The following is a 22,911-nucleotide window of genomic DNA, read 5'->3' as shown; positions in this document are numbered from 1 at the left end:
CTCCCGCTCCCTCCACCCAGCCCCCGCACCGGCCCCGCTTCCGCACCCCAGCCCTCACCCCCCCTTCGCCCCCCTTAAGCCCCCTATGCCCCATCCGCCCCCCACCCACTAATCTCGGACCATGAGCTGGCTCCAAGCCCTGAAGGACACCGCCCGCTCCGGACTCACCGTCGAGCGGCAGCGGCTCGATCCCCTGGTCGCCGTCCGGGCCGCCGTGGGCCTTGCCCTGCTCGTCGGAGCCGCGCTGCACTTCTTCGGTCCCGCGGTCGCCGCCAGTTCCGCCTTCGGCGCCTTCCAGGCCGCGCTCGCCACCTTCCAGCGCAGTTGGCGCACCCGCCCCGTCCTCGCGCTCGCGTCCGGCGCGAGCCTCGCCGTGACGACGTTCGTCGGGTACCTGACCGGGTCTCACCAGATCCTGTTCGTCGGGCTGCTGGCGCTGTGGACCTTCCTGGCGGGCATGGCGTGGGCGATCGGCCCCACCGCGGGCATGATCGCGAGTTCCAACGTGGCGATCATGCTCGTCACCGTCACCCTCCCGACCTCGGTGAGCGCCGCCGCGGGCCACGCCGGGATGATCATGGTGGGCGGCATCGTGCAGGCCGCCCTGATCGTGCTCTTCCCGGTGCGCCGCTGGGGCGCCCAGCGCGACGCGCTCGCCGACGCCCTCGCCGCCGAGGCCGACTACGCGCGCCGGCTGCGCCACGACCCCGTCGCCCCCTTCGACCCGGAGCCCCTGATGGCCGCCCGCAGCGCCGCAGCGATCACCCCCCGCCAGGCCCGCCGCCGTCCCGCCGAGCTGCACGGCGCCCGGGGCCTCGCGGAACGCATCCGTCCGGTCCTCGCCTCCCTCGCCGACCCGGCCCTCGGGGTCCCCGCGGAGGGCGAGGAGCGCGCCCGGGTGCGCGAACTGCTCGCCGCGGCGGGGACCACGCTCGACGCCGCCGCCCGCGCCGTACGCCACGGCGAGCCCGTCACGATGTCCCCGGCCGCGCTGGCCGTGCTCGCCCTCCCCAAGGAGGGCGCGGTGCTCACCGGACCGGCCCGCCGCGCGGAGTCCCGGCTGATCGCCCTGCTGCGCGACGTGGTGGAGACCGCCCGCGGCACGGGCACCACCGACGCGGTGGGCACCGAGGACCGCCGCAACCTCAAGGACGAGGACCGTTCCGCCTACGTCACCGCCCGCCACGCCGCGGTCCGCGCCGCCCGCCGGGTGGCCCGCCACCCCGAACACCGCGCGGACCCCGACGACCACCTGCACCGCCCGACCGTGCTGGAACTCATCCCGGTCGCCCTGCGGCTGATGCGTGCCGAACTGCGCCGCGACTCCCCGGTCCTGCGGCACGCCCTGCGCGTCGCCGCCGTCGCCTCCACCGGTTACGTGCTCGGCACGGCACTGCCGCTCGGCCACGGCTACTGGGTGCCGATGGCCGCCGTGATGGTCATGCGGCCCGACTTCTCGCAGACGTACTCGCGTGCCGTCGCCCGCTTCGGCGGCACCCTCCTCGGCGTCGCCCTCGCCACCGGCCTGGTGCAACTCGCGCACCCGGGAACGGAGTTGTCGGCCGCGCTCGCCGTCGTCAGCGCCTTCCTGATGTTCCTGCTGCTGCGCACCGGGTACGCGGTCAGCCAGGTCTGCGTCGCCGCGTACGTCGTCTTCCTGCTCGGCATGGGCGGCCTCCAGTGGACCCAGACCGTCCCCGAACGCGTCGTGCTCACCCTGGCGGGCGGACTCCTGGCGATGCTGGCGTACGCGGTCTACCCGGCCTGGGAGACGCCGCGGCTGCGTACCCGCCTCGCCGACTGGCTGGTCGCCGACGTGCGGTACGCCTCCGCCGTCCTGCAGCGGTACGCGGACCCCGCCGGCGCCCCCGCGGACGCCGTGCGCGAGGCGCTGCTGGCCACCCGCGAGGCCCGGGTGGCCTGGAAGGACGCCCTGGAACGGGCCGCCAACGAGCCCGTACGGCACCGGGGCCTGTCCCGCGCGGCCGCCGCCGACGCCCCGCACGCGCTCGCCCAGGTCGCCCGCGTCGCCATGCTCATGGAGGCCCACCTGCCGGCCCGCGACACCCATCCGGTCCCGGCCGCCGCCACCCTCGCGAAGGCGCTGCGCGCGGACGTCGACGCCGCGGCCCGCGCGGTGCGTGAACGCCGTGCTCCCCGGTGGGACGCCTTCCGCGCAGCACTGGAGGCCTGGCGCGCGGGCGAGACGGGGGCGGCCGCCGGGGAGCCGACCGGCGACGACAAGGTCGTACGCAAGGGGGCCGGGCTCCTCCTGGAGGCGCTGGACGAGCTCACCGACGCCCTGGACGCCGAGCGGCCGCGCCCCAAGGGGGACGCGGGGGACGCGGCCCTCACCAAGCCCTGACCCCCACCACGCGACGGCGCCTGACAGGGGTGGCGGGGCGGCGGGTCAGGAGCCCGGCAGCTTGGGCGCCGAGGGCAGCCCGGACGGCAGGTCGGTGGGGATTCCCGAGGGCAGGTCCGTCGGGATGCCGGAGGGCAGCCCGCCCGCCGGGCCCCTGGTGAACCTGTCCTCGATGCCGCTGCCCTCCCACTTCACCGTGAGCGACTTGCCGTCCGCGCCCGTGGTCACCGTGCCCCTGGCGCGGTCGGTGTTGCCGTTGGGGCACTTGAGGTCGAGCGTGACGGCACCCCGGCGGACCACCCGGCCGGTGCACATGTGCTCGCCCAGGATGCCGGCCGCGTCGTCCTGGACGGTCAGGAAGACGGACTTGCCGTTCGTGGTCGCCATCCAGGAGCCGTTGACGTCCCCGGCGCCCGCGTCCCCGGCGGGCGGCGCGGTGGTGGTCGCGCCGGCGTCGGCGGACCCCGCAGGACTCGCGGAGTCCTGCGGGGTCCTGCCCTTGTCGCCGTCGCTGCTGCATCCGGTCAGCAGGAGGGCGGCCGCCAGGGCGGCCGCACCCGCGGCGGTACGTACGTGCTGGTGCACTCCGGACTCCCCATGTGTGGTCGGCATTCAAGTGGTGGAAGGAACGCGTCAAGCTACCAGGGCGTCCAGAGGGAGAAGGCGGGAGTCACCACGGCCCGTCGGTTCCGTAGTCGGGGGACAACCCCGCGTGCACGTGCATCTGCCCATGCATCCGCAGATGAACGAAGCTATGATCCGGGTCAGTTGACATTCCGACAGCAGTTGACGGCGGACGACGCCGGTAGCCAGTAGCAGTTGACACCAGCACTTCCGGGAGCGACCTGTGCACCACGCATACAACGGCATGGCGGCCACACAGCTCCACGGGGTGGTCTGGCAGAAGAGCAGACACAGCAACTCGCAGGGCTCCTGCGTGGAGTTCGCGAAGCTGCCGGGCGGCGACGTGGCGGTGCGCAACTCGCGGCACCCGGAGGGGCCCGCGCTCGTCTACACGCCCGCGGAGATCGAGGCGATGCTGCTCGGCATCAAGGACGGCGAGTTCGACCACCTGACGGCGGGGAACTGAGCACCCGGGCAACGCACCACCCGCGGCGCGGAGCCCCGCTCCCCGCACCGGTGCCGGACCCGCTGGCCGTTCCCGGGCGGGGCGCGGTCTCACCGTCCGTGCCGGGGCCGGGCGCCCGTCCTCACTGCTCGTTCCGCAGCCGGAACAGCGCCCACACGACCTTGCCGTGCAGCGTCCCGTCCAGCGGGTGCCAGCCCCAGCTGTCGCTGAAGGAGTCCACCAGGAACAGCCCTCGCCCGGACTCCGCCGAGAAGTCGTCGCTGTCGCGCGCCGAAGGGCCGTCGTGACTGGGGTCGCGCACCGCACACACCAGTCGCGCGTTCCAGTGCGTCAGGTGCAGCCGCACGGGGACGTCGCTCTCCCGCGGGGTGTCGGCCGGAAGGGCGTGTCTCAGCGCGTTGGTGACGAGTTCCGACACCACCAGGGCGACGTCGTCGAACCGGCTCTCCAGGTCCCACTGGCACAGCGTGGCGCGCGTGAACTTCCGTGCCCCGCCCACCGCTTCGAACCGCGCGGGCAGTGCGCAGGACGCCGAGGAGGACACCGACGCGGGGTCGATGGGGGGCAGGCCCTGCCGTAAAGGCACGAGCATGGTCGATCCATTGGTCCCCATGCGAGGCGCTCCCCGGGTTCGCGGTCGTGACATACGGCGTTGGTCAGACGTGCGCGCGGACCATGGTTCCGAATGCGTAGAGCAGATGCAAGGGCAGATGCACGTGCACGCGCCGGACTTGGACAACACCGTGCCGTTTCTTGCTCATTTCTTCCTGCAACCACTTTCGTACCCCTGCCATTTCCGTAACCGGATGAGTACGGGGCGGAGCGTTTTGGTGGCAGACTGCGGCCTCGGGACTCCGGGGAGGGCCTCGCACACACGGAGCGGGCACGGACGAACGAGCGGCAGAGGCAACGAGAGGGAGGGCGGGAGAGGTGACCGCAGGCGAATCGAGCGGATCTGTGGTGCGGCGCATCCTGCTGGGTTCTCAGCTCAGGCGCCTGCGCGAGTCGCGCGGCATCACCCGCGAGGCGGCCGGCTACTCGATCCGTGCGTCCGAGTCGAAGATCAGCCGCATGGAGTTGGGACGGGTGAGCTTCAAGGCCAGGGACGTGGAGGACCTGCTGACGCTGTACGGCGTCACGGACGGAGCGGAGCGCGAGTCGCTGCTCGCCCTCGCCCGGGAGGCCAATCTCGCCGGCTGGTGGCACAGCTTCGGCGACGTACTGCCCGGCTGGTTCCAGACCTACGTCGGCCTGGAGGGCGCGGCGTCACTGATCCGCGTCTACGAAGTCCAGTTCGTGCACGGCCTGTTGCAGACGGAGGCCTACGCGCACGCGGTCGTGCGGCGCGGCATCCCGCACGCCACCACCGCCGAGGTGGACCGCCGCGTGGCCCTGCGCCTGGAACGCCAGAAGGTCCTCGTCTCCGAGCGCGGCCCGCACTTCCACGCGGTGCTCGACGAGGCCGCGCTGCGCCGCCCGTACGGCGACAAGGACGTCATGCGGGGGCAGTTGCAGCACCTGATCGACATCTCGGAGCGCCACAACGTCACGCTCCAGGTGATGCCCTTCAACTTCGGCGGCCACGCGGGCGAGAGCGGCGCCTTCACCCTGCTGCGCTTCCCGGAGTCGGACCTCTCCGACCTGGTGTACCTGGAGCAGCTGACCAGCGCGCTCTACCTCGACAAGCGCGAGGAGGTCGAGCAGTACGAACGGGTCATGGACCGCCTCCAGGAGGACTGCCCGAGCCCGTCCGCCACTCGGGACGTCCTGCGCGGACTTCTCCAACTCATCTGACCGAGCTGTACGTTGGCGGAACCTCGTGCCTCCCGAGCGCATCGGACGTCACGGGAAGCGCACAAGGAACCGCAGCACCGCAGGCGACGACCGCACCAGATGGATCAGCACGGACCACACAACGGGGGAACAGTGGCACTCGGGAACACCGGGGACGCCGGGGCAGAACTGAGGGATCACATGTCCTACTTCACCGACCTGGCCCACCAGTACATCGACGGCCAGTGGCGCACCGGCAGCGGGTCGTGGGACATCATCGACTTCAACCCGTACAACGGGGAGAAGCTGGCCGCGATCACCGTCGCCTCGGTCACCGAGGTCGATGACGCCTACCGCGCGGCCGAGCGTGCCCAGCGCGCCTGGGCGGACGTCAACGCCTTCAGCCGCCGGGACGTCGTCGAGCGGGTCCTGCGCCTCCTGGAGGACCGGGAGGACGCCATCGTCGACGCCATCACCACGGAGGTCGGCGGCACCCGGGTGAAGGCGACGTTCGAGGTCCGGCTGGCCAAGGAATTCCTGCGCGAGGCGACCCAGTTGGCGACCCTTCCGGAGGGCCGCATCCTGGCCTCCCCGACGCCCGGCAAGGAGAACCGCGTCCACCGGCTCCCGGTCGGCGTCATCGGCGTCATCAGCCCCTTCAACTTCCCCTTCCTCACCGGCGTCAAGGCCGCAGCCCCCGCCGTGGCGCTCGGCAACGCGGTCGTCATCAAGCCGAACCAGAACACCCCCGTCGTCGGCGGCGGCCTCATCGCCCACCTCTTCGAGGAGGCGGGGCTGCCCGCCGGGCTCCTCAACGTCCTGATCACCGACATAGCCGAGATCGGCGACGCGCTCCTCGAACACCCCGTGCCCAAGGTGATCGCCTTCACCGGCTCCGACCGCACCGGCCGCCACGTCGCAGCCGTCGCCGGAGCGCACTTCAAGCGCGCGGTGCTCTCCCTCAGCGGCAACAGCGCCCTGGTGGTCCTGGACGACGCCGACCTCGCCTACGCGGCCGACGCGGCCGTCTTCAGCCGCTTCGTCTCCCAGGGCCAGATCTGCATGGCGGCCAACCGGATTCTCGTCGACCGCGCCGTGGAGCGGGAGTTCACCGAGATCTTCGCCGCGAAGGTACGGGACCTGCGCACCGGCGACCCGGCCGACCCCGCCACCCAGCTCGGCCCCGTCATCAACACCTTCCACGCGGACGCCCTGACCGGCCTCGTCGACCAGGCCCTCGCCGAAGGCGCCACCGCTCTCGTACGGGGGGCCACCCGCGGCAACCTGGTCGAGCCGACCGTCCTGACCGGTGTTCCCGCCGGGTCGCCCATCCTGGAGCAGGAGATATTCGGCCCCGTCGCCCTCCTCCTGCCCTTCGACGGGGACGACGAGGCGGTACGGATCGCCAACGACAGCCCGTACGGCCTGAGCGGCGCCGTGCACACCCGCAACGTGGAACGCGGTGTGCGCTTCGCCCGCCGGATCGAAACCGGCATGATCCACATCAACGACTCCACCATCCAGGACGACCCGATGGTCGCCTTCGGCGGTGAGAAGGCCTCCGGAATCGGCCGGATGAACGGCGAGTCGACGGTCGACGTCTTCACCACCCACAAGTGGATCTCGATCCAGCACGGCAGGTCGGAGTTCCCCTTCTAGGAGCGCTGGTTGCGGACACAACCTGTCCGCATGCGCCGCTAACGTGGGAGTCGTTCCAGAGAAACTCCCCCGAAGGGCGGCCCGCCATGGTCCTGCACGTCAGCGCCGAGAACTGCACCGACGAGACCAGCACCCTCCTCGCCTTCCTGGACGAGCAGCGCGCGGGCATCCGCAACGCCCTGCGCGGCCTCACGGACGAGCAGGCGGCCACCACGCCGAGCGCCAGCACGCTCTCGCTCTCCGGCCTCCTCAAGCACGTCACCGAGGTCGAGCAGAACTGGCTCGCGCTCGCGGGCTGCGAGATCACCCCCGCCGAGCGCTCCGAGACCGACTGGCAGGACTCCTTCCGGCTGGTCCCCGAGCAGGGCGAGACGGTGTCCGCGATGACCGAACGCTGGGCCGAAGTGGCGCGCACGGGAGCCGAGTTCGCGCGAGCGGCCGACCTGAATACGACGTTCTCGCTGCCCGACACCCCCTGGTTCCCCAAGGAGGACGTCTCGCTGCGCTGGGTGCTGCTGCGCCTGATCACCGAGATGGCCCGGCACGCCGGCCACGCGGACATCATCCGCGAGTCCCTGGACGGCAAGAACTCGTACGAACTCGGGGAATAGCGCGCGGGGCGCCGCTCTCATCGCGGTCCGAGGAGGGCCTCCCGGATCTCCTCGGACCGCCGCAGCTCGTCTCGTACGGCGGCCTGCTCGGCGGAGCCGAGCCGTACCGTCCTCGCCCGGTCCAGGAAACCGGCGGCCTCCTGAAGGCAGTCGCTCCGGAAGGCCACGTCGGCCCGCATCACCAGCATCTCGAACACCTGCACCGGGGTGGGCTGCTCGTCCGTGATCGCCAGCGTCCGGTCCAGGAGCTGGGCGGCACCCGCCAAGTGCTCCCTGGCGTCGACCCAGCGGGCCGCGTAGTACATCGCCCGGCCGAAGGTGTCCGACGGGGCGCGGGTCAAATCCTCCCCGGCGGGCTGCCCGAACCTCAGGCAGTTGCCGCCCGGATCGCTGACCAGGAACTGCCGCATCCCGAAGGACATGTCCCGCAGTGCTCCGATGCGCGGCAGCCCCCGCGCCGGGATCCTCCCGTACGCCTCCTTGAGGCGGCCCCGGAAGTCCTCGTAGAGCGCGTCCACGCCGTCGCTGACGATGTACGCGGACGAGTACGACTGCGTGGGGTCGTACTTCTTCATCCCGAAGAACTGGAGCCGGATGCCGCCGCGCTCCACCTCCGCGTAGGGGTTGGGGCTGTTCTGCTGATACGTCGTCGTGAAACCGAGCACGGTGTAGAAGTCGACCACCGGCTGGATGTGTGGGCAGGGGAGGATCGGAATCGTCTTCTCGGCCATGCAGCGACCCTAGTCAAATTTGACCATTCGTGTACAGGGTTCTCGCGTACCCCCGTGACCGGTCCGGCGCACCGGGCGCGCGGGCCAGACCGGGTGGATCGAGGATGGGGGCTTACGTCTTCGCGGCGGAGACCCCGGACACGGACTTGCACCTCACGCGACGTGAGGAGGCACGCTGAGGAACGACACGGAACACCACCTCACAGAGAGGGCAGCGGAACCGCCATGAGCTATTCCGTGGGACAGGTCGCCGAGTTCGCCGGAGTGACCGTGCGCACCCTGCACCACTACGACGCGATCGGCCTGCTCTCCCCGAGCGGGCGCAGCCACGCAGGTCACCGGCGTTACGACGACACGGATCTGGACCGGTTGCAGCAGATCCTGTTCTACCGGGAGCTCGGCTTCCCTCTCGACCAGGTGGCGACCCTCCTGGACGACCCGCACACGGACCCGCGGGAACACCTGCGGCGCCAGCACGAACTGCTGTCCGCCCGGATCACCAGACTCCAGGAGATGGCCGCCGCCGTCGAAACCGCCATGGAGGCACGGAGGATGGGCATCAACCTCACCCCCGAGGAGAAGTTCGAGGTCTTCGGGGACCACGACCCCGACCAGTACGCGGAGGAGGTCCAGGAGCGCTGGGGGGACACCGACGCGTACCGCGAGTCCCAGCGGCGGACCGCCACCTACACGAAGGAGGACTGGAAGCGGCTCACCGAGGGGCTCGACGCCCTCCACAACAACATGGCCGACCTGCTCGCCGCGGGCGTCCCGGCGGACTCGACCGACGCCATGGACGTGGCCGAGGAACACCGCCTGTTCATGTGCGACGGCTACTTCCACGTCTCGCACGAGATGCACACCTGCTTCGGCGAGATGTACGTCGCGGACGAACGGTTCACCGCGGTCTACGAGAACATCCGCCCCGGCCTCGCTGTCTACATGCGCGACGCGATCCTGGCCAACGGGGTACGGAACGTCTGACGGGCACGGGCCCAGGCACGGGCACGGGCGTGGGCACGGGGCGGGGGCGGGGACGGGTCCGCCGGGCCCGGCTCCCGGCCCCACGCCCCGTCCGCGCGCACCGGTTCTCACTCCCTGACGATGACGACCGCCGTCCCGTACGCGCACACCTCGGTACCGACGTCCGCGCCCGCCGTGACGTCGAACCGCATCGCCAGCACCGCGTTCGCCCCGCGCGCCCGCGCCTGCTCCGTCAGCCGCTCCATCGCCTGGCTGCGGGTTTCCACGAGCGTCTTGGTCAGGCCGCGCAGCTCCCCGCCGACCAACGACTTCAACCCGGCCCCGATCTGGCTGCCCACGTGCCGGGACCGTACTGTCAGGCCGAACACCTCGCCGATCACCCGTTCCACCCGATGACCCGGTACGTCGTTGGTGGTGACGACCAGAATGTCCGATTCGCCGCTCTGGCCGCCGCCGAACTCCTCGATTCCCATCCGGATGCACCTCTTCCCGTCGACTTCGCGCCCGTTCTCCCCGGAGAGCCTTGCGCTCGTACGCGCAGAGTGCACCCTGGAAGGACCGGGGGAACCCGCGAGTGCCGATAGGCGTTGATACTTTTGGCCAGCCCACTTGAAGACGATCCCCCTGGAGTCCGGAACCCGTGAACACGATTGCGCTCGGACCGGCCTGGCTGGACCCGGACTTCCTGCTCAACCAATTCGGCCTGTACGGCCTGCTGGCCATCGTCTTCGCCGAGTCCGGTCTGCTGATCGGCTTCTTCCTGCCCGGCGACTCGCTCCTCTTCACCGCCGGTCTGCTGGTGACGACGGGCGTGCTGAAGACTCCGCTGTGGCTGCTCTGTCTGCTGATCGTGATCGCCGCGGTCGTGGGCGACCAGGTGGGCTACCTCTTCGGACGGAAGGTCGGCCCGGCCCTCTTCAGCCGGCCGGACTCCAAGATCTTCAAGCAGGAGAACGTCCAGAAGGCTCACGAGTTCTTCGAGAAGCACGGCCCGAAGGCGCTGATCCTGGCCCGCTTCGTGCCCATCGTGCGCACCTTCACGCCGATCATCGTCGGTGTCAGCAAGATGAACTACCGCACGTTCATCACGTACAACATCGTCGGCGGCGTGCTCTGGGGCGCGGGCGTCACCCTGCTCGGTGCGGCTCTCGGCAACGTCGAGTTCGTGCACAAGAACATCGAGATGATCCTGATCGCCATCGTGCTGATCTCGGTGGTACCGATCGTCGTCGAGGTCATCAAGGCCCGCCGCCAGTCGAAGAAGAGCCCGCCGGTCCCGCAGCACGGCGCCGCACCGGTCATCGGCCCCGACGGCGCCCCCCTGCAGCCCCAGCCCCAGCCCCCGAACCCCCCCCAACGCGGTCGCCACGCCAAACGCTGACCCCGACTGCCTGCGGGAACCCCACGGCGCCGCCCCACAGCCCCCTGGGCGGTGGGGCGGCGCGCCCTTCCTCCGGAGCCCCCTTGGGCGGCGGGCCCCGGCCGTCCCGCGGAGGGCGGGCGGGCCCCGCGCCCCGGGGGCGGAACGGGCGGGCAAGGGGGCGGCCCCACCTCGCGGCCCCACCTCGCCTAGAACCCCCGAGTCCGCTTCGCCGCCCTCCTGCTCCCCCCCTCGCGCGCCGCCCCCGGCGTCCGCAGGAACAGCCGGGAGATCTCGCCCCCCAGGTTCACGCCGATCGCGATCGCCAGCGCGATCGCCGCCGCCTTGGACAAGGAGGTGAGCCCCGCGTTCACGTCGTTCTGAGCGATGCCGAGGAGTCCGTAGTACGTCGAGGAACCCGGCAGCAGCGGCCCGATCGCCGCCGTCACGTACGGCAGCGCCGACGCGTACTGGTAGCGCGAGAAGAGCTGTCCGAAGAGGCCCACCAGCCCGGCCGCCACTGCGGTCGACGCCACCGCCGAGATGTTCCCGGTGGTGTTCATCGCCCCGAAGACGATCCACGCGACGCCGCCGTTGAGGGACACCATCAGGACGGTGCTGCGCTCCTGCTGGAGCAGGATCGCGAAGGCGAAGCACAGGGCGATCGAGGCCAGGATCTGGATCACCGGCCGCGACTGCACGTGCATCGTCGCGTCGGGATGCAGGTTCGGGTTCAGCCCCGCCCCCACGTACAGCACGATCAACACGCCCAGCACGATCGCGATGAAGAAGTACATGACTTCGAGCAGCCGCGCGGACGCGGTGATGTAGTAGCCGGTCAGCCCGTCCTGTACGCCCGCGACCAGCGCCCGTCCCGGCAGCAGCGCGAACAGCCCACCGGTGATCACGGCGGACGGCAGGATTCCGCTCACCACGCTGTCGGGCACGAAGGCCAGGCCCACGCCCATCGCGGCCGGCGGCATCGCCGCCGCCACGAACTGGTAGAACTCGGGCAGCCCGCGCCCCGCGCACAGCCACGCCAGCCGGTCGCCCAGGATCGCCCCGAGCGTCGCCGCGATGAACACGAGCACACCACCGCCGACCAGCACCGAGGCCGAACCCGCGAGCAGCCCGCTGGCACCGGTGAGCGCCCACCCGGGGTACGGGTGCCGGTTCCGCCGGATCTCCGCCAGCCGCCGGTACGCCTCCTCCAGGGTGACGTCGGTGTCCGCGGCCGTGATGTCCGCGACCAGCCGGTAGACGCCCGCCAGACGGGTGTAGTCGGTGCCCCGGCGCCGCACGGTCCGGCTCGCGGTGACGGGGTCGTCGACGAGGGAGGGCTGGTACGAGATGGACAGCAGCGTGAAAGTGACGGTCGGCTCGCACCGGTCGAGTCCGTACGCCCGGGACACCGCGAACATGGCCGCCTCGACGTCCTCGGCGCCCTCGCCGCCCGCCAGCAGCAGCTCGCCGATACGCAGCGTCAGGTCGAGCACGCGCGGCACGGCCGGTCCCGAGTCCTCCTCGTCGCCGTGCCGCTGCACGGTGTCCGGCACCGGCCGGTCCCCGACGGGCATCCGCAGCAGGGTGCGCATCCGGTCCTGCCAGGGGGCCTCCTTGGTCAGCTTGACCATGGGTATGCCGTGGGCGGGGGTGAAGGCCGGCGGCGAGTGCCGCGCGCCGTAGGTCCTGGAAACGTCCAGCGCGGTTCCGGACCCGCCCCTCTGCGTGTTCCGCTTCTGGGCGGCGGTCTTCGGCACGTCGAAGGCGGAGCCTTCCTGCGACTGCGGGGTCTCGGGCGTCAGCCCCCTGGGAAGGGCGAACTCGGAGGTCGGCTGCTCCTCCTCGACCACCGGAGTGCTCCGCAAGCCCTGCGGGAGCGCGAACTCGGAGGTCACGGACTGGTCCTCGTCCACCGCCACCACGGGGATGGCCTGGGTCGCGCCGACCCCGGACGTGGTGCTGGACGCGGTACGTCCGCTGCGCCCGGCCTCGGAGTTCCCACCCACTCCGGACCCGGACCCGGCGGCAGCCTTCGCTCCGGACGGCGCCGCGAACGCGCTGTGCGCCTCGTCCGATGTCGGCTTGCGGTCCTCGGCCTCCTCAGCCCCGGTACCGCCCTTGCCCCGCTCCGACTCCGCCACCACTCGCCTCGCTCCCACCACTCCACACGCCTCGACACACCCGCCTGCCCAGTATGTCCACGGATCCACCCCCCTCGCCGCCCGCCACCCCCACCCCCTACGCCGGCCCGCCCCCGGTAGCCCCCTTGGGCGGCGGGGCCGCCCCCACCGTCCCGTAGCCCTCTTGGGCGGCGGGGCCGCCCCCGGGGGCGGAACGGGCGGGCAAGGGGGCGGCCCCCCACGGGACGCGCACCTCCCACCCCGCGCCCCGCCACCCCACGTACACCCCGCCCCCGCTCCGCCCAGCCCCTCCGTAAAGCCCGGCCCCCGTACCGCGCCCCTCACACACAGCACAGCGGGCGGCCCACCCCCCAAAAAACGAGGAGTGCACGCCGCCCGCCGCACCTACCGCCTACGGTTACCGCTCACGCACCGTTCAGTGCGCCCCGCCCTGCGCCTCAAGCCGCTTGTACGAGGCCTCGATCTCGGCTTCCGCCTCGGTCCGGCCGACCCAGTCCGCGCCCTCGACCGACTTACCGGGCTCCAGGTCCTTGTAGACCTCGAAGAAGTGCTGGATCTCCAGGCGGTCGAACTCCGACACGTGGTGGATGTCGCGAAGGTGCTCCACCCGCGGGTCCGACGCCGGGACGCACAGCAGCTTGTCGTCGCCGCCGGCCTCGTCCGTCATGCGGAACATGCCGATCGCGCGGCACTTGATGACGCAGCCCGGGAAGGTGGGCTCGTCCAGGATGACCAGCGCGTCCAGCGGGTCACCGTCCTCGCCGAGGGTGTTCTCGACGAATCCGTAGTCCGCGGGGTAGCTGGTCGAGGTGAAGAGTCGACGGTCCAGACGGATCCGACCGGTCTCGTGGTCCACCTCGTACTTGTTCCGCGAACCCTTCGGAATCTCGATGGTGACGTCGAACTCCACGGGTGGCTCCTCCATGATCAACACAGTCCTAGGGATGCTGCGCCCTCCCGGAGGAGTCGGCTCCCCCCGGGTCCGGCCGAATGGACGGGTATGCCTCGCGGGGTGCCCTGCTCACGCAGAACGCAGTGGTTAAGTGTCCCTCACGCAGACGTGTGATCGCGAAAGGGGCTGGTCCGCAGTGCCCAAGCTCAAAACCTGGCAGCTCACGGCGGGCTCCGCCGTGGCCGGACTGGCGTTGGCGGCCGGTGCGGTCGCCGTCTCGGGGCCCTGGGACTCCGGTCAGCGTAAGGCCGAACGGGACGTTGCGGCCGCCCACGACCGTACGGGTGGCGCACATCACGAAATGCCGTCCCGGAACCCGGCCGAACCGGCCCCCGCGCCCAGCGCCCGCAGCGTCCTGGGCACGCTCGGCGCACCCGCCGTTCCGCCGTCGAAGGCCGACCGCGTCAAGGGGGCACTGGCGCCGCTGTTCGACGCCGCCGCCCTCGGCCGGCTCCGTACCGCGTCCGTCGTGGACGCCACCACCGGCGAGCCGCTGTTCACGCGCGGCGAGCGGGACGCCATGACCCCGGCGTCCACCGTGAAGATCGCCACGGCGGTCGCGGCGCTGTCCGCGCTCGGCCCCGACCACCGGATCCCCACCACCGTCCTGGCCACCGCCGACGGCACGGGCGTCGTCCTCAAGGGAGGCGGCGATCCCACCCTGGAGAAGGAGGGACTGCGCGCCCTCGCCGCCGACACCGCCCGCGCCCTGCGCGACAAGGGCGCCGGCCCGGTCTCCCTCTCCTACGACACGACCCTCTACACCGGCCCCGACATCCACCCCATCGGCCGGAACAACGAGAACCTCGCGCGCGTGACGCCGCTGATGGTGAACGAGGGCCGCATCGACGGCACCCGCAGCGGCATCGGCGACCGCAGCCCCGACCCGGCCGGCGACGCGGCCCGCGCCTTCGCGGCCGAACTCCGGGCCCTGGGCGTCGGACTGACCGGCGACCCGTCCTCCGCCAAGGCACCCGCCGACGCCGAGCCGGTCGCCAAGACCCTCTCCGCCCCCCTCTCCGCTCTCGTCGAGCGCACCCTGACCCACAGCGACAACGACATCGCCGAGGCCCTCGCCCGGCAGACGGCGATCGCGGCGGGCGAGGAGGTGAGCTTCGCGGGCGCGGGCAAGGCGGTGCACGACCGGCTCGCCGGGCTGGACCTCCCGGCGGCCGACGCCCTCACCGGTGCCCGCTTCGCGGACGGCAGCGGTCTCGACCGCAACGACCGGGTGTCCGCGAGCCTGCTCACGGCGCTCCTCACCCGGGCGGCGGACCCCGCACACCCCGAGCTCCGCCCGGTGCTGACCGGCCTCCCGGTCGCGGGCTTCAGCGGCACGCTCAGCACGAGGTACGCCGCGGACGCCCCCGGAACAGGCCTGGTCCGCGCCAAGACGGGCACCCTGAACGGCATCAACACACTCGCCGGAACCGTCGTCACCCAGGACGGCCGCCTGGTCGCCTTCGCGTTCCTGGCGGGCGGCACCCCCGCCCGGGACCCGGCCCAGGACGCCCTGGACGCCCTGGCCTCGAAACTCGCGGCGACCGGCTGACCGGCTGACCGGCAGTTCCGGGAAACGGGCGGAGCGGCGCCGCGCCGCAGGCGGCCGTGGCCCCGTCGCCGTCCGTACGCCGTGCCCGCTCCGTCGCACCCCACTCTTACCGACCCCCTCCGCGCACGCACTCGACAACGTACGGTTGACGCATGACGAGCATCGGTGGTGCGGAGATGGTCGACTGGAAGCTCGCGGTGGCGACCGCGACCCGACTGGTGAGGCCCGGTCCCGACGTCAGTCGGGACGAGGCCCGCGCGGTCGTCGCGGAGCTTCGCAGGCATGCCAAGGCGTCCGAGGAACACGTCCGCGCGTTCACGCGGATGATCCCCGAAGGCACGGAGCCACAGGACACCCCGGTACTGGTCGTGGACCGGGCGGGCTGGATCAGGGCGAACGTCGCGGGCTTCCGCGAACTGCTGAAACCCCTGCTGGGCAAGATGCAGGAACGTCGCGGCAATTCCCCCGGCGGAGCCGTCATCGGTGCCGTCGGCGGCAAGGTCACCGGCGTGGAGGTCGGCATGCTGCTGTCCTTCCTGTCCTCCCGGGTACTGGGCCAGTACGAGACCTTCGCCCCCGCCTCCCGAGACCTCCCCGCCGGCGGGAACGGCGGGGGCCGCCTCCTGCTGATCGCCCCGAACATCGTCCAGGTCGAGCGCGAACTCGAAGTGGACCCGCACGACTTCCGGCTCTGGGTCTGCCTGCACGAGGAGACCCACCGCACCCAGTTCACCGCCGTGCCCTGGCTGCGCGACCACCTGGAGAACGAGATCCAGTCGTTCCTCGGCGAGACCGACGTCGACCCGATGACGATCCTGGAGCGCGTCCGCGAAGCCGCCCAGTCCTTCGCGGGCAGCCGCCCCGAGGGCGAGGCGGACGACGACGGCGGACGCAGCCTCGTCGAACTCGTCCAGAGTCCCGCGCAGCGCGAGATCCTCGGCCGGCTGACCGCCGTGATGTCCCTGCTCGAAGGACACGCGGACTACGTCATGGACGGGGTCGGCCCCCAGGTCGTGCCGTCCGTCGCCGAGATCCGCGAGAAGTTCCAGCAGCGCCGGGCCAAGGGCGCCAGCCGGCTGGACCTCGCGCTGCGCAAGCTGCTCGGCATGGACGCCAAGCTGCGCCAGTACAAGGACGGCGAAAAGTTTGTGCGCGCGGTGGTCGACGAGGTCGGCATGGACGGCTTCAACCGGGTGTGGACCTCGCCGAACACGCTTCCGACCAAGGCCGAGATCGCAAAACCGGCGGACTGGGTCGCGCGGGTGCACCGTAAGGGAGACGCCTGACACCGGAGTGCGCCTCGGCAGGACCGGTAAGGGAAACGCCCCCGAAATCACCCATCCGAGGGACCGTAAGCGCTGGGTAGGCGTGCAATGCTCGGGTAACCGCTCGTTTCTGTCACCATCTACGCACTCTCCGTGACAGAGACGCCTCCTCCCGAGGCACCCCAACTCCACCGAAGGGCACCGGACATGGGTCCCCATCCTGCGGTCGCAGCGATACGCCTGGCGGTCCGCCGCGTACTCCACGACGTCCTGAACGACCACCACCGCAAGCAGCTCGACCCCGCGCACGAGCCGGCCGCCCCGCCGCTCGTGCTCGTGGCGTGCTCCGGCGGCGCCGACTCCATGGCGCTCGCCTCCGCGCTCGCCTTCGAGGCGCCCAAGCTGGGCGTCCGGGCCGGCGGCGTCACCGTCGACCACAACCTCCAGGCGGGATCGGGCACCCGCGCCGCCGAAGTCGTGACCCGGATGTCCTCGCTGGGGCTGGCCCCCGTCGAGGCCGTCTCGGTGACCGTCGGCCGCGCCGGGGGCCCCGAGGCCGCCGCCCGCGACGCCCGGTACGCCGCCCTGGACGGCAGCGCCCAGCGGCACGGCGCCGTCGCCGTCCTGCTCGGCCACACCCGCGACGACCAGGCCGAGACCGTCCTGCTCGGCCTGGCCCGTGGCTCCGGCACCCGTTCGCTGTCCGGTATGGCGGCCGTCTCGGGGGCGGCCGGACGCTACCGGCGCCCCTTCCTCCAGCTCGACCGGCAGACCGCCCGCAAGGCCTGCATGGTCCAGTCCCTGCCCGTCTGGGACGACCCGCACAACGCCGACCCCGCCTACACCCGCTCGCGGCTCCGCCAGGAAGGCCTGCCCGCCCTGGAGAAGGCGCTCGGCAAGGGGGTCGTCGAAGCCCTCGCCCGCACCGCCCAGCTCTCCCGCGACGACGCGGACGCCCTCGACCACTGGGCCGCCGACGCCGGCCGTTCCGTACGGGACGAGACCGGCCGCCTCGAATGCGCCAAGCTCTACGCCCTGCCCCCCGCGGTGCGCCGCCGGGTGCTGCGCGGCGCGGTCATCGAGGCCGGGTCGCCCGCGGGCTCTCTCTTCGCCCGGCACATCGAAGAGGTGGACCGGCTGATCACCGGTTGGCGCGGTCAGGGAGCCATCAATCTCCCCGGCCGGGTGGAGGCCCGGCGGCAGGGTGGCAGACTGGTGATTCGGCAGGGCTGAATCGGCAGGGCCGACGTTCTACGAAAGTGATGCGGGTGGACGCGAACGACATGGGTACCGACCTCAAGTCGGTGCTCATCACCAAGGAAGAGATCGACGCGAAGCTGGCCGGGCTGGCCGCGGAGATCGATGCGGAGTACGCGGGCAAGGACCTGCTCATCGTCGGGGTGCTCAAGGGTGCCGTGATGGTGATGGCGGACCTGGCGCGTGCGCTGTCCACCCCCCTCACCATGGACTGGATGGCGGTGTCGTCGTACGGCGCGGGCACCCAGTCCTCCGGTGTGGTCCGGATCCTCAAGGACCTGGACACCGACATCAAGGGCAAGCACGTCCTGATCGTCGAGGACATCATCGACTCCGGCCTGACGCTGTCGTGGCTGCTGTCGAACCTCGGCTCCCGCGAACCGGCGTCCCTCAACGTGTGCACGCTGCTGCGCAAGCCGGAGGCCGCCAAGGTCGCGATCGACGTGAAGTGGGTCGGCTTCGACATTCCGAATGAATTCGTCGTGGGATACGGCCTGGATTACGCCGAGAAGTACCGGAACCTCCCCTTCGTCGGGACGCTCGCGCCCCACGTATACGGGGGCTGAGCCCGGGCATCCGGCCCCCGGGAACCCTTCCGGGGCACCTCGGGGCCGTTTCGGGGAACCCTCGCGCTATTCCCGCCGTTGGAGCAGGGGAAGGCAGCCTTGTCAGCCGTCCCCTGCGGTCGCGGGTGACAATGCTGGGGTACCGTCCGAAGAACAGTCTTTTATTCAGCGGCATTTACCTACGGGCAGGAGGGACGGGGCGCAGTTCGCCCCGTATGGATGGACGTGAAGCGATACTTCCGTGGGCCGGTCATGTGGATCGTGCTGGCCGTCCTCGCCGTGGTCGTGCTGATGCAGGTCGTCGGCTCGTCTGGCGGCTACAAGACGGTCGACACCGGCAAGGTCATCCAGGCGATCGCCAAGGACCAGGCCCGGCAGGTCAAGGTCACCACCGGTGACGAACAGATCATCAAGGTTGAGCTGACGGGCGACCTCAAGGTCGACGACAGCTCCAAGATCCAGGCGAGCTACATCGGCAACCAGGGCTCCACGCTCGTCGCGGAGCTCGACAAGAAATTTGAGTCCGGCAAGCTCGAAAAGGGCTACACGGTCACGCCGACGAAGCAGAACGCCTTCGTCGGGATCCTGCTGTCCCTGCTGCCCTTCGTCCTGATCGTCGTCGTCTTCCTGTTCCTGATGAATCAGATGCAGGGCGGCGGCTCCCGGGTCATGCAGTTCGGGAAGTCCAAGGCGAAGCTCATCACCAAGGACACTCCGAAGACGACCTTCGCCGACGTGGCCGGGTCCGACGAGGCGGTCGAGGAACTCCACGAGATCAAGGAGTTCCTCCAGGAGCCGGCGAAGTTCCAGGCCGTCGGCGCCAAGATTCCCAAGGGTGTGCTGCTGTACGGCCCGCCCGGCACCGGCAAGACGCTGCTCGCGCGAGCTGTCGCGGGCGAGGCGGGCGTGCCCTTCTACTCCATCTCGGGCTCCGACTTCGTCGAGATGTTCGTGGGTGTCGGCGCCTCGCGTGTCCGTGACCTTTTCGAGCAGGCCAAGGCGAACGCCCCGGCGATCGTCTTCGTCGACGAGATCGACGCCGTCGGCCGCCACCGCGGCGCCGGCATGGGCGGCGGTCACGACGAGCGCGAGCAGACGCTCAACCAGCTGCTCGTCGAGATGGACGGCTTCGACGTCAAGGGCGGCGTCATCCTGATCGCCGCGACGAACCGGCCGGACATCCTCGACCCGGCGCTGCTGCGCCCGGGCCGCTTCGACCGGCAGATCGCGGTCGACCGGCCGGACATGCAGGGCCGTCTGGAGATCCTCAAGGTCCACCAGAAGGGCAAGCCGGTCGCCCCGGACGTCGACCTGGGTGCTGTCGCCCGTCGTACGCCCGGCTTCACCGGCGCGGACCTGGCGAACGTGCTGAACGAGGCCGCGCTGCTCACGGCGCGCAGCAACCTGAAGCTGGTCGACAACCTCATGCTCGACGAGGCGATCGACCGCGTCGTGGCGGGCCCGCAGAAGCGGACCCGGATCATGTCCGAAAAGGAAAAGAAGATCACCGCGTACCACGAGGGCGGACACGCCCTGGTCGCGGCGGCTCTGCCGAACTCGGACCCGGTCCACAAGATCACGATCCTGTCGCGCGGCCGGGCCCTGGGTTACACCATGGTGCTTCCGGAAGAGGACAAGTACTCGACCACGCGCAACGAGATGCTCGACCAGCTGGCGTACATGCTGGGCGGGCGCGCGGCCGAGGAGCTGGTCTTCCACGACCCGACGACGGGTGCCGCGAACGACATCGAGAAGGCCACCGGTACGGCCCGCTCGATGGTCACGCAGTACGGCATGACCGAGCGCCTCGGCGCGATCAAGTTCGGCGGCGACAACACCGAGCCCTTCCTGGGCCGGGACATGACGCACCAGCGCGACTACTCGGAAGAGGTCGCCGCGCTCGTCGACGAAGAGGTCAAGAAGCTCATCGAGACCGCGCACAACGAGGCGTGGGAGATCCTGGTCGAGAACCGCGACGTTCTCGACAACCTGGTGCTGGCCCTCCTGGAGAAGGAGACGCTGAACAAGGAGCAGATCGCCGAGATCTTCCAGCCGATCGTGCGGCGTCCGGCCCGCCCCGCGTGGACCGGTTCGTCCCGCCGTACGCCCTCCACCCGGCCGCCGGTGCTCTCACCCAAGGAGCTCGCGCTCACCAACGGCGCCACGCCCGCGATCACTTCGGTGACCAAGGACGTGACCCCCGGCGACGCGATCCCGGCTCCGGAAGAGCGTCCGGAGAACAGCTGACACCGTCCCCCGCCCGCCTCGCACCGGGCCCGGAATGGATGCCGCGACCCCCAGGTTCTAGCCTGGGGGTCGCGGCACTTTCTTTACGCGTGTGCACGCGGAGCGACGCGCGCGGCATGAACCACAGGAACGAGGCACTGATGACCGACCCGGTGACGCTGGACGGCGAGCCCAGCATCGGCGTTTTCGACGAGAAGCGGGCCGAGAACGCGGTGCGCGAGCTTCTGATCGCCGTGGGCGAGGACCCCGACCGCGAGGGCCTGCGGGCCACCCCCGGGCGGGTGGCACGGGCGTACCGGGAGATATACGCCGGGCTGTGGCAGAAGCCGGAGGACGTGCTCACGACGACGTTCGACCTGGGCCACGACGAGATGGTGCTGGTGAAGGACATCGAGGTGATGAGCTCCTGCGAGCACCACCTGGTCCCTTTCCACGGCGTCGCGCACGTCGGCTACATTCCGTCCACCGACGGCAAGATCACCGGACTGTCGAAGCTTGCCCGGCTGGTGGACGTGTACGCGCGCCGCCCGCAGGTGCAGGAACGGCTCACCACGCAGATCGCGGACTCCCTCATGGGGATACTGGAACCGCGCGGTGTGATCGTCGTCGTCGAGTGCGAGCACATGTGCATGACGATGCGCGGGGTGCGCAAGCCCGGCGCGAAGACCATCACCTCGGCGGTGCGCGGGCAGCTGCGCGACCCGGCGACGCGGGCCGAGGCGATGAGCCTGATCATCGCCCGCTGACGACCGGCGACCGGGCACGGCCCCGTACGACGAGGACGAGGCCTCAGGCGACGTCCGCCACCGGGGCCCCGTCCTCGTCGTCGGGCAGGCGCAGCACGCGCTCCAGGAAGAGCGCCGCGGCGATCACCGCCGCGCCCGCGAGGACCGCGAAGCCCGCGTAGATCGCCTGGTCACGGCGGGCCGGCAGGTCGACGAGGCTGATCAGCAGGTGGACGCCCACACCGCCGTACATGCCGGCGACGAGAGCGGAGACCAGGGCGCTGGCCTGCCCGAAGACGACCGCGCGGGCGGCCACCATCGGATCGACGCCCTTGGCGCCGGGGCGGCGCTCGCGCTGGGCACGCAGCCGCGAGCGCATCCCCAGCGCGGTCGCCAGCAGGACCGCCGCGATCAGCGCCAGCACGACAGGCGCCGCGACCGGCACGCCGGGCAGGGTGCCGACCGAGGACCAGAGGCGGGCCCCCGCCCACGACAGCACTCCGGCCGCCGCGAACACGCCCGCCAGTACCCCGAGCCGTAGTTGCTTCACGAGGCTCCGCTCTCCGTCACAGTCACGCGGTCATGGGTGTCGTACAGATCAGGCTTCTGCCCAATGCAACGTCTACTCGGGCAGCCGGAGTTCCAGGTCGGCGCGGGCGAGTACGCCGTCGGTGGGGACGGCGCCCAGCAGCTCGGCGACCGCGCCGCGGCCCGGGACCTGGGCCTCGGGGTCCACATCGTGCCACGGGGCGAGCACGAAGCCGCGCTCGTGGGCGCGCGGGTGCGGCAGGGTGAGCACCGGATCGTCCGAGATCACGTCGGCGTACGACAGGATGTCGACGTCGATGGTGCGCGGACCCCAGCGCTCCTCGCGCACCCTGTCGAAGGCCTCCTCGATGGCCTGGCCGCGCTCCAGGAGCGAGGACGGCGGAAGGGTGGTCTTCACCAGGATCACGGCGTTGAAGTACGACGGCTGGGAGCCGGAGTCGACGCCCCACGGCTCAGTCTCGTACACCGGGGAGACCGCCTTGACGCGGACACCGGGGGTGTCCTCCAGGAGGTCGACGGCGCCCTGGAGGGTCTCCAGGCGGTTGCCGAGGTTGCTGCCCAGGCCGATCACGGCCCACTTGGGGTTGGAGAGAGTGATGTCCGCGGCGTCGACCCGCTGCGTCACGGAGGCCGGAACCGGCTGGACGGTGGGGTCGCTCTGCATGGGGTTCATACTCGGCTCCGGGTGATGGTGATGGTCACGTCGTCGAAGGGCACGGTGATCGGGGCGTCCGGCTTGTGCAGACACACCTCGACCTCCTCGACTCCCTCGTGCTTGAGACACTGCTGGGCGATCCGCTCCGCGAGCGTCTCGATCAGATTGACCGGCTCGCCCTGCACGACCGCCACGACCTCCTCGGCGACCACCCCGTAGTGGACGGTCTTCGTCAGGTCGTCGTCGGCCGCGGCGGGACGGGTGTCCAGGCCGAGGACGAGGTCCACGATGAAGGTCTGGCCTTCTTCGCGCTCCCTGGGGAACACGCCGTGGTGCCCGCGGGCCTTGAGGCCGCGCAGCGCGACACGATCCACGCGAATCACTCCTGCTGTTCGTAGTCATCTGGCTCCGCGCCGAGTGCGGTCG

General features: G+C 71.1%; 22 protein-coding genes. 13 read left to right on the top strand and 9 right to left on the bottom strand.

Annotated elements, in window-relative coordinates:
* Positions 1–121 precede the first annotated feature (121 nt).
* On the top strand, positions 122–2,365 hold the full coding sequence (locus tag HNQ79_RS22255) for an FUSC family protein (RefSeq protein WP_185033827.1): 2,244 nt from the start codon (positions 122–124) through the stop codon (positions 2,363–2,365).
* Positions 2,366–2,410: 45 nt separating this feature from the next.
* Here the strand turns inward: HNQ79_RS22255 and HNQ79_RS22250 are convergent, their stop codons facing one another.
* The gene (locus HNQ79_RS22250) at positions 2,411–2,950 is read right to left on the bottom strand and encodes a hypothetical protein (protein WP_185033825.1); all 540 of its coding nucleotides are present in this window, start codon (positions 2,948–2,950) and stop codon (positions 2,411–2,413) included.
* Positions 2,951–3,212: 262 nt separating this feature from the next.
* Here HNQ79_RS22250 and HNQ79_RS22245 point away from each other — a divergent pair, with 262 nt between their 5' ends.
* A complete protein-coding gene (locus HNQ79_RS22245; protein WP_185033823.1) occupies positions 3,213–3,455 on the top strand; it encodes a DUF397 domain-containing protein in 243 nt (80 codons plus the stop codon).
* 121 nt (positions 3,456–3,576) lie between these two features.
* Here the strand turns inward: HNQ79_RS22245 and HNQ79_RS22240 are convergent, their stop codons facing one another.
* Complete coding sequence (locus HNQ79_RS22240) at positions 3,577–4,068, bottom strand: ATP-binding protein (RefSeq protein ID WP_185033821.1); 492 nt, start codon at positions 4,066–4,068, stop codon at positions 3,577–3,579.
* 317 nt (positions 4,069–4,385) lie between these two features.
* On the opposite strand from HNQ79_RS22240, the gene HNQ79_RS22235 reads away from it, so the two are divergent.
* The 3 genes from HNQ79_RS22235 to HNQ79_RS22225 all read left to right on the top strand — a co-directional run bounded on the left by HNQ79_RS22235 (position 4,386) and on the right by HNQ79_RS22225 (position 7,498).
* Positions 4,386–5,249, top strand: a complete 864-nt coding sequence (locus HNQ79_RS22235) for a Sco1979 family transcriptional regulator (protein WP_185033819.1) — start codon at positions 4,386–4,388, stop codon at positions 5,247–5,249.
* Between the two features lie 180 nt (positions 5,250–5,429).
* The gene (locus tag HNQ79_RS22230) at positions 5,430–6,887 is read left to right on the top strand and encodes an aldehyde dehydrogenase family protein (protein ID WP_185033817.1); all 1,458 of its coding nucleotides are present in this window, start codon (positions 5,430–5,432) and stop codon (positions 6,885–6,887) included.
* A gap of 86 nt (positions 6,888–6,973) precedes the next feature.
* Positions 6,974–7,498, top strand: a complete 525-nt coding sequence (locus HNQ79_RS22225) for a DinB family protein (protein ID WP_185033815.1) — start codon at positions 6,974–6,976, stop codon at positions 7,496–7,498.
* A 17-nt stretch (positions 7,499–7,515) separates the two neighbouring features.
* On the opposite strand, the gene HNQ79_RS22220 is transcribed toward HNQ79_RS22225, so the two are convergent.
* Positions 7,516–8,229, bottom strand: coding sequence for a bleomycin resistance protein (locus HNQ79_RS22220; RefSeq protein ID WP_185033813.1), 714 nt, complete (start codon positions 8,227–8,229; stop codon positions 7,516–7,518).
* Positions 8,230–8,454: 225 nt separating this feature from the next.
* Here HNQ79_RS22220 and HNQ79_RS22215 point away from each other — a divergent pair, with 225 nt between their 5' ends.
* Positions 8,455–9,213 carry a MerR family transcriptional regulator gene (locus HNQ79_RS22215; protein ID WP_185033811.1) on the top strand — a complete coding sequence of 253 codons (759 nt, stop codon included), beginning with the start codon at positions 8,455–8,457 and terminating at the stop codon, positions 9,211–9,213.
* A 107-nt stretch (positions 9,214–9,320) separates the two neighbouring features.
* On the opposite strand, the gene HNQ79_RS22210 is transcribed toward HNQ79_RS22215, so the two are convergent.
* Positions 9,321–9,686: a YbjQ family protein gene (locus HNQ79_RS22210; RefSeq protein WP_185033809.1), complete on the bottom strand. Its 366-nt coding sequence runs from the start codon at positions 9,684–9,686 to the stop codon at positions 9,321–9,323.
* Between the two features lie 167 nt (positions 9,687–9,853).
* Between HNQ79_RS22210 and HNQ79_RS22205 the strand changes: the two genes are divergently transcribed.
* Positions 9,854–10,594, top strand: a complete 741-nt coding sequence (locus tag HNQ79_RS22205) for a DedA family protein (RefSeq protein WP_185033807.1) — start codon at positions 9,854–9,856, stop codon at positions 10,592–10,594.
* Positions 10,595–10,782: 188 nt separating this feature from the next.
* Here HNQ79_RS22205 and HNQ79_RS22200 read toward each other — a convergent pair whose 3' ends face one another.
* Together HNQ79_RS22200 and HNQ79_RS22195 are read right to left on the bottom strand one after the other, a co-directional pair.
* Positions 10,783–12,498 (bottom strand): threonine/serine exporter family protein, encoded by a 1,716-nt coding sequence (locus tag HNQ79_RS22200; RefSeq protein ID WP_373312500.1) that lies wholly within the window; start codon positions 12,496–12,498, stop codon positions 10,783–10,785.
* A 634-nt stretch (positions 12,499–13,132) separates the two neighbouring features.
* A complete protein-coding gene (locus HNQ79_RS22195) occupies positions 13,133–13,627 on the bottom strand; it encodes an inorganic diphosphatase (protein ID WP_185034151.1) in 495 nt (164 codons plus the stop codon).
* Between the two features lie 178 nt (positions 13,628–13,805).
* Between HNQ79_RS22195 and dacB the strand changes: the two genes are divergently transcribed.
* From dacB to folE, 6 genes are all read left to right on the top strand, one after another.
* A complete protein-coding gene (dacB, locus tag HNQ79_RS22190; RefSeq protein WP_185033805.1) occupies positions 13,806–15,221 on the top strand; it encodes a D-alanyl-D-alanine carboxypeptidase/D-alanyl-D-alanine endopeptidase in 1,416 nt (471 codons plus the stop codon).
* 152 nt (positions 15,222–15,373) lie between these two features.
* Positions 15,374–16,507 (top strand): Rv3626c family coenzyme F420 biosynthesis-associated protein, encoded by a 1,134-nt coding sequence (locus HNQ79_RS22185; protein WP_185033803.1) that lies wholly within the window; start codon positions 15,374–15,376, stop codon positions 16,505–16,507.
* 186 nt (positions 16,508–16,693) lie between these two features.
* Positions 16,694–17,719: a tRNA lysidine(34) synthetase TilS gene (gene tilS, locus HNQ79_RS22180; RefSeq protein ID WP_185033800.1), complete on the top strand. Its 1,026-nt coding sequence runs from the start codon at positions 16,694–16,696 to the stop codon at positions 17,717–17,719.
* 29 nt (positions 17,720–17,748) lie between these two features.
* On the top strand, positions 17,749–18,309 hold the full coding sequence (gene hpt, locus HNQ79_RS22175) for a hypoxanthine phosphoribosyltransferase (protein ID WP_185033798.1): 561 nt from the start codon (positions 17,749–17,751) through the stop codon (positions 18,307–18,309).
* Positions 18,310–18,528: 219 nt separating this feature from the next.
* Positions 18,529–20,556, top strand: coding sequence for an ATP-dependent zinc metalloprotease FtsH (gene ftsH, locus HNQ79_RS22170; protein WP_185033796.1), 2,028 nt, complete (start codon positions 18,529–18,531; stop codon positions 20,554–20,556).
* Positions 20,557–20,696: 140 nt separating this feature from the next.
* Positions 20,697–21,302 (top strand): GTP cyclohydrolase I FolE, encoded by a 606-nt coding sequence (gene folE, locus HNQ79_RS22165; RefSeq protein WP_185034149.1) that lies wholly within the window; start codon positions 20,697–20,699, stop codon positions 21,300–21,302.
* Between the two features lie 43 nt (positions 21,303–21,345).
* Here the strand turns inward: folE and HNQ79_RS22160 are convergent, their stop codons facing one another.
* The 3 genes from HNQ79_RS22160 to folB all read right to left on the bottom strand — a co-directional run bounded on the left by HNQ79_RS22160 (position 21,346) and on the right by folB (position 22,859).
* The gene (locus HNQ79_RS22160) at positions 21,346–21,831 is read right to left on the bottom strand and encodes a DUF3180 domain-containing protein (protein ID WP_185033794.1); all 486 of its coding nucleotides are present in this window, start codon (positions 21,829–21,831) and stop codon (positions 21,346–21,348) included.
* Positions 21,832–21,903: 72 nt separating this feature from the next.
* Positions 21,904–22,503, bottom strand: coding sequence for a 2-amino-4-hydroxy-6-hydroxymethyldihydropteridine diphosphokinase (gene folK / locus HNQ79_RS22155; RefSeq protein WP_185033792.1), 600 nt, complete (start codon positions 22,501–22,503; stop codon positions 21,904–21,906).
* Positions 22,500–22,859 carry a dihydroneopterin aldolase gene (folB, locus tag HNQ79_RS22150; RefSeq protein ID WP_185033790.1) on the bottom strand — a complete coding sequence of 120 codons (360 nt, stop codon included), beginning with the start codon at positions 22,857–22,859 and terminating at the stop codon, positions 22,500–22,502. Before folB ends, folK begins: the two co-directional genes overlap by 4 nt.
* Positions 22,860–22,911: the final 52 nt, after the last annotated feature.

This window comes from Streptomyces candidus, assembly GCF_014207445.1.
GTDB lineage: Bacteria > Actinomycetota > Actinomycetes > Streptomycetales > Streptomycetaceae > Streptomyces > Streptomyces candidus.
The sequence above is the reverse complement of the archived record's forward strand: the minus strand, read 5'-3'. Positions and strand labels throughout refer to the sequence as shown.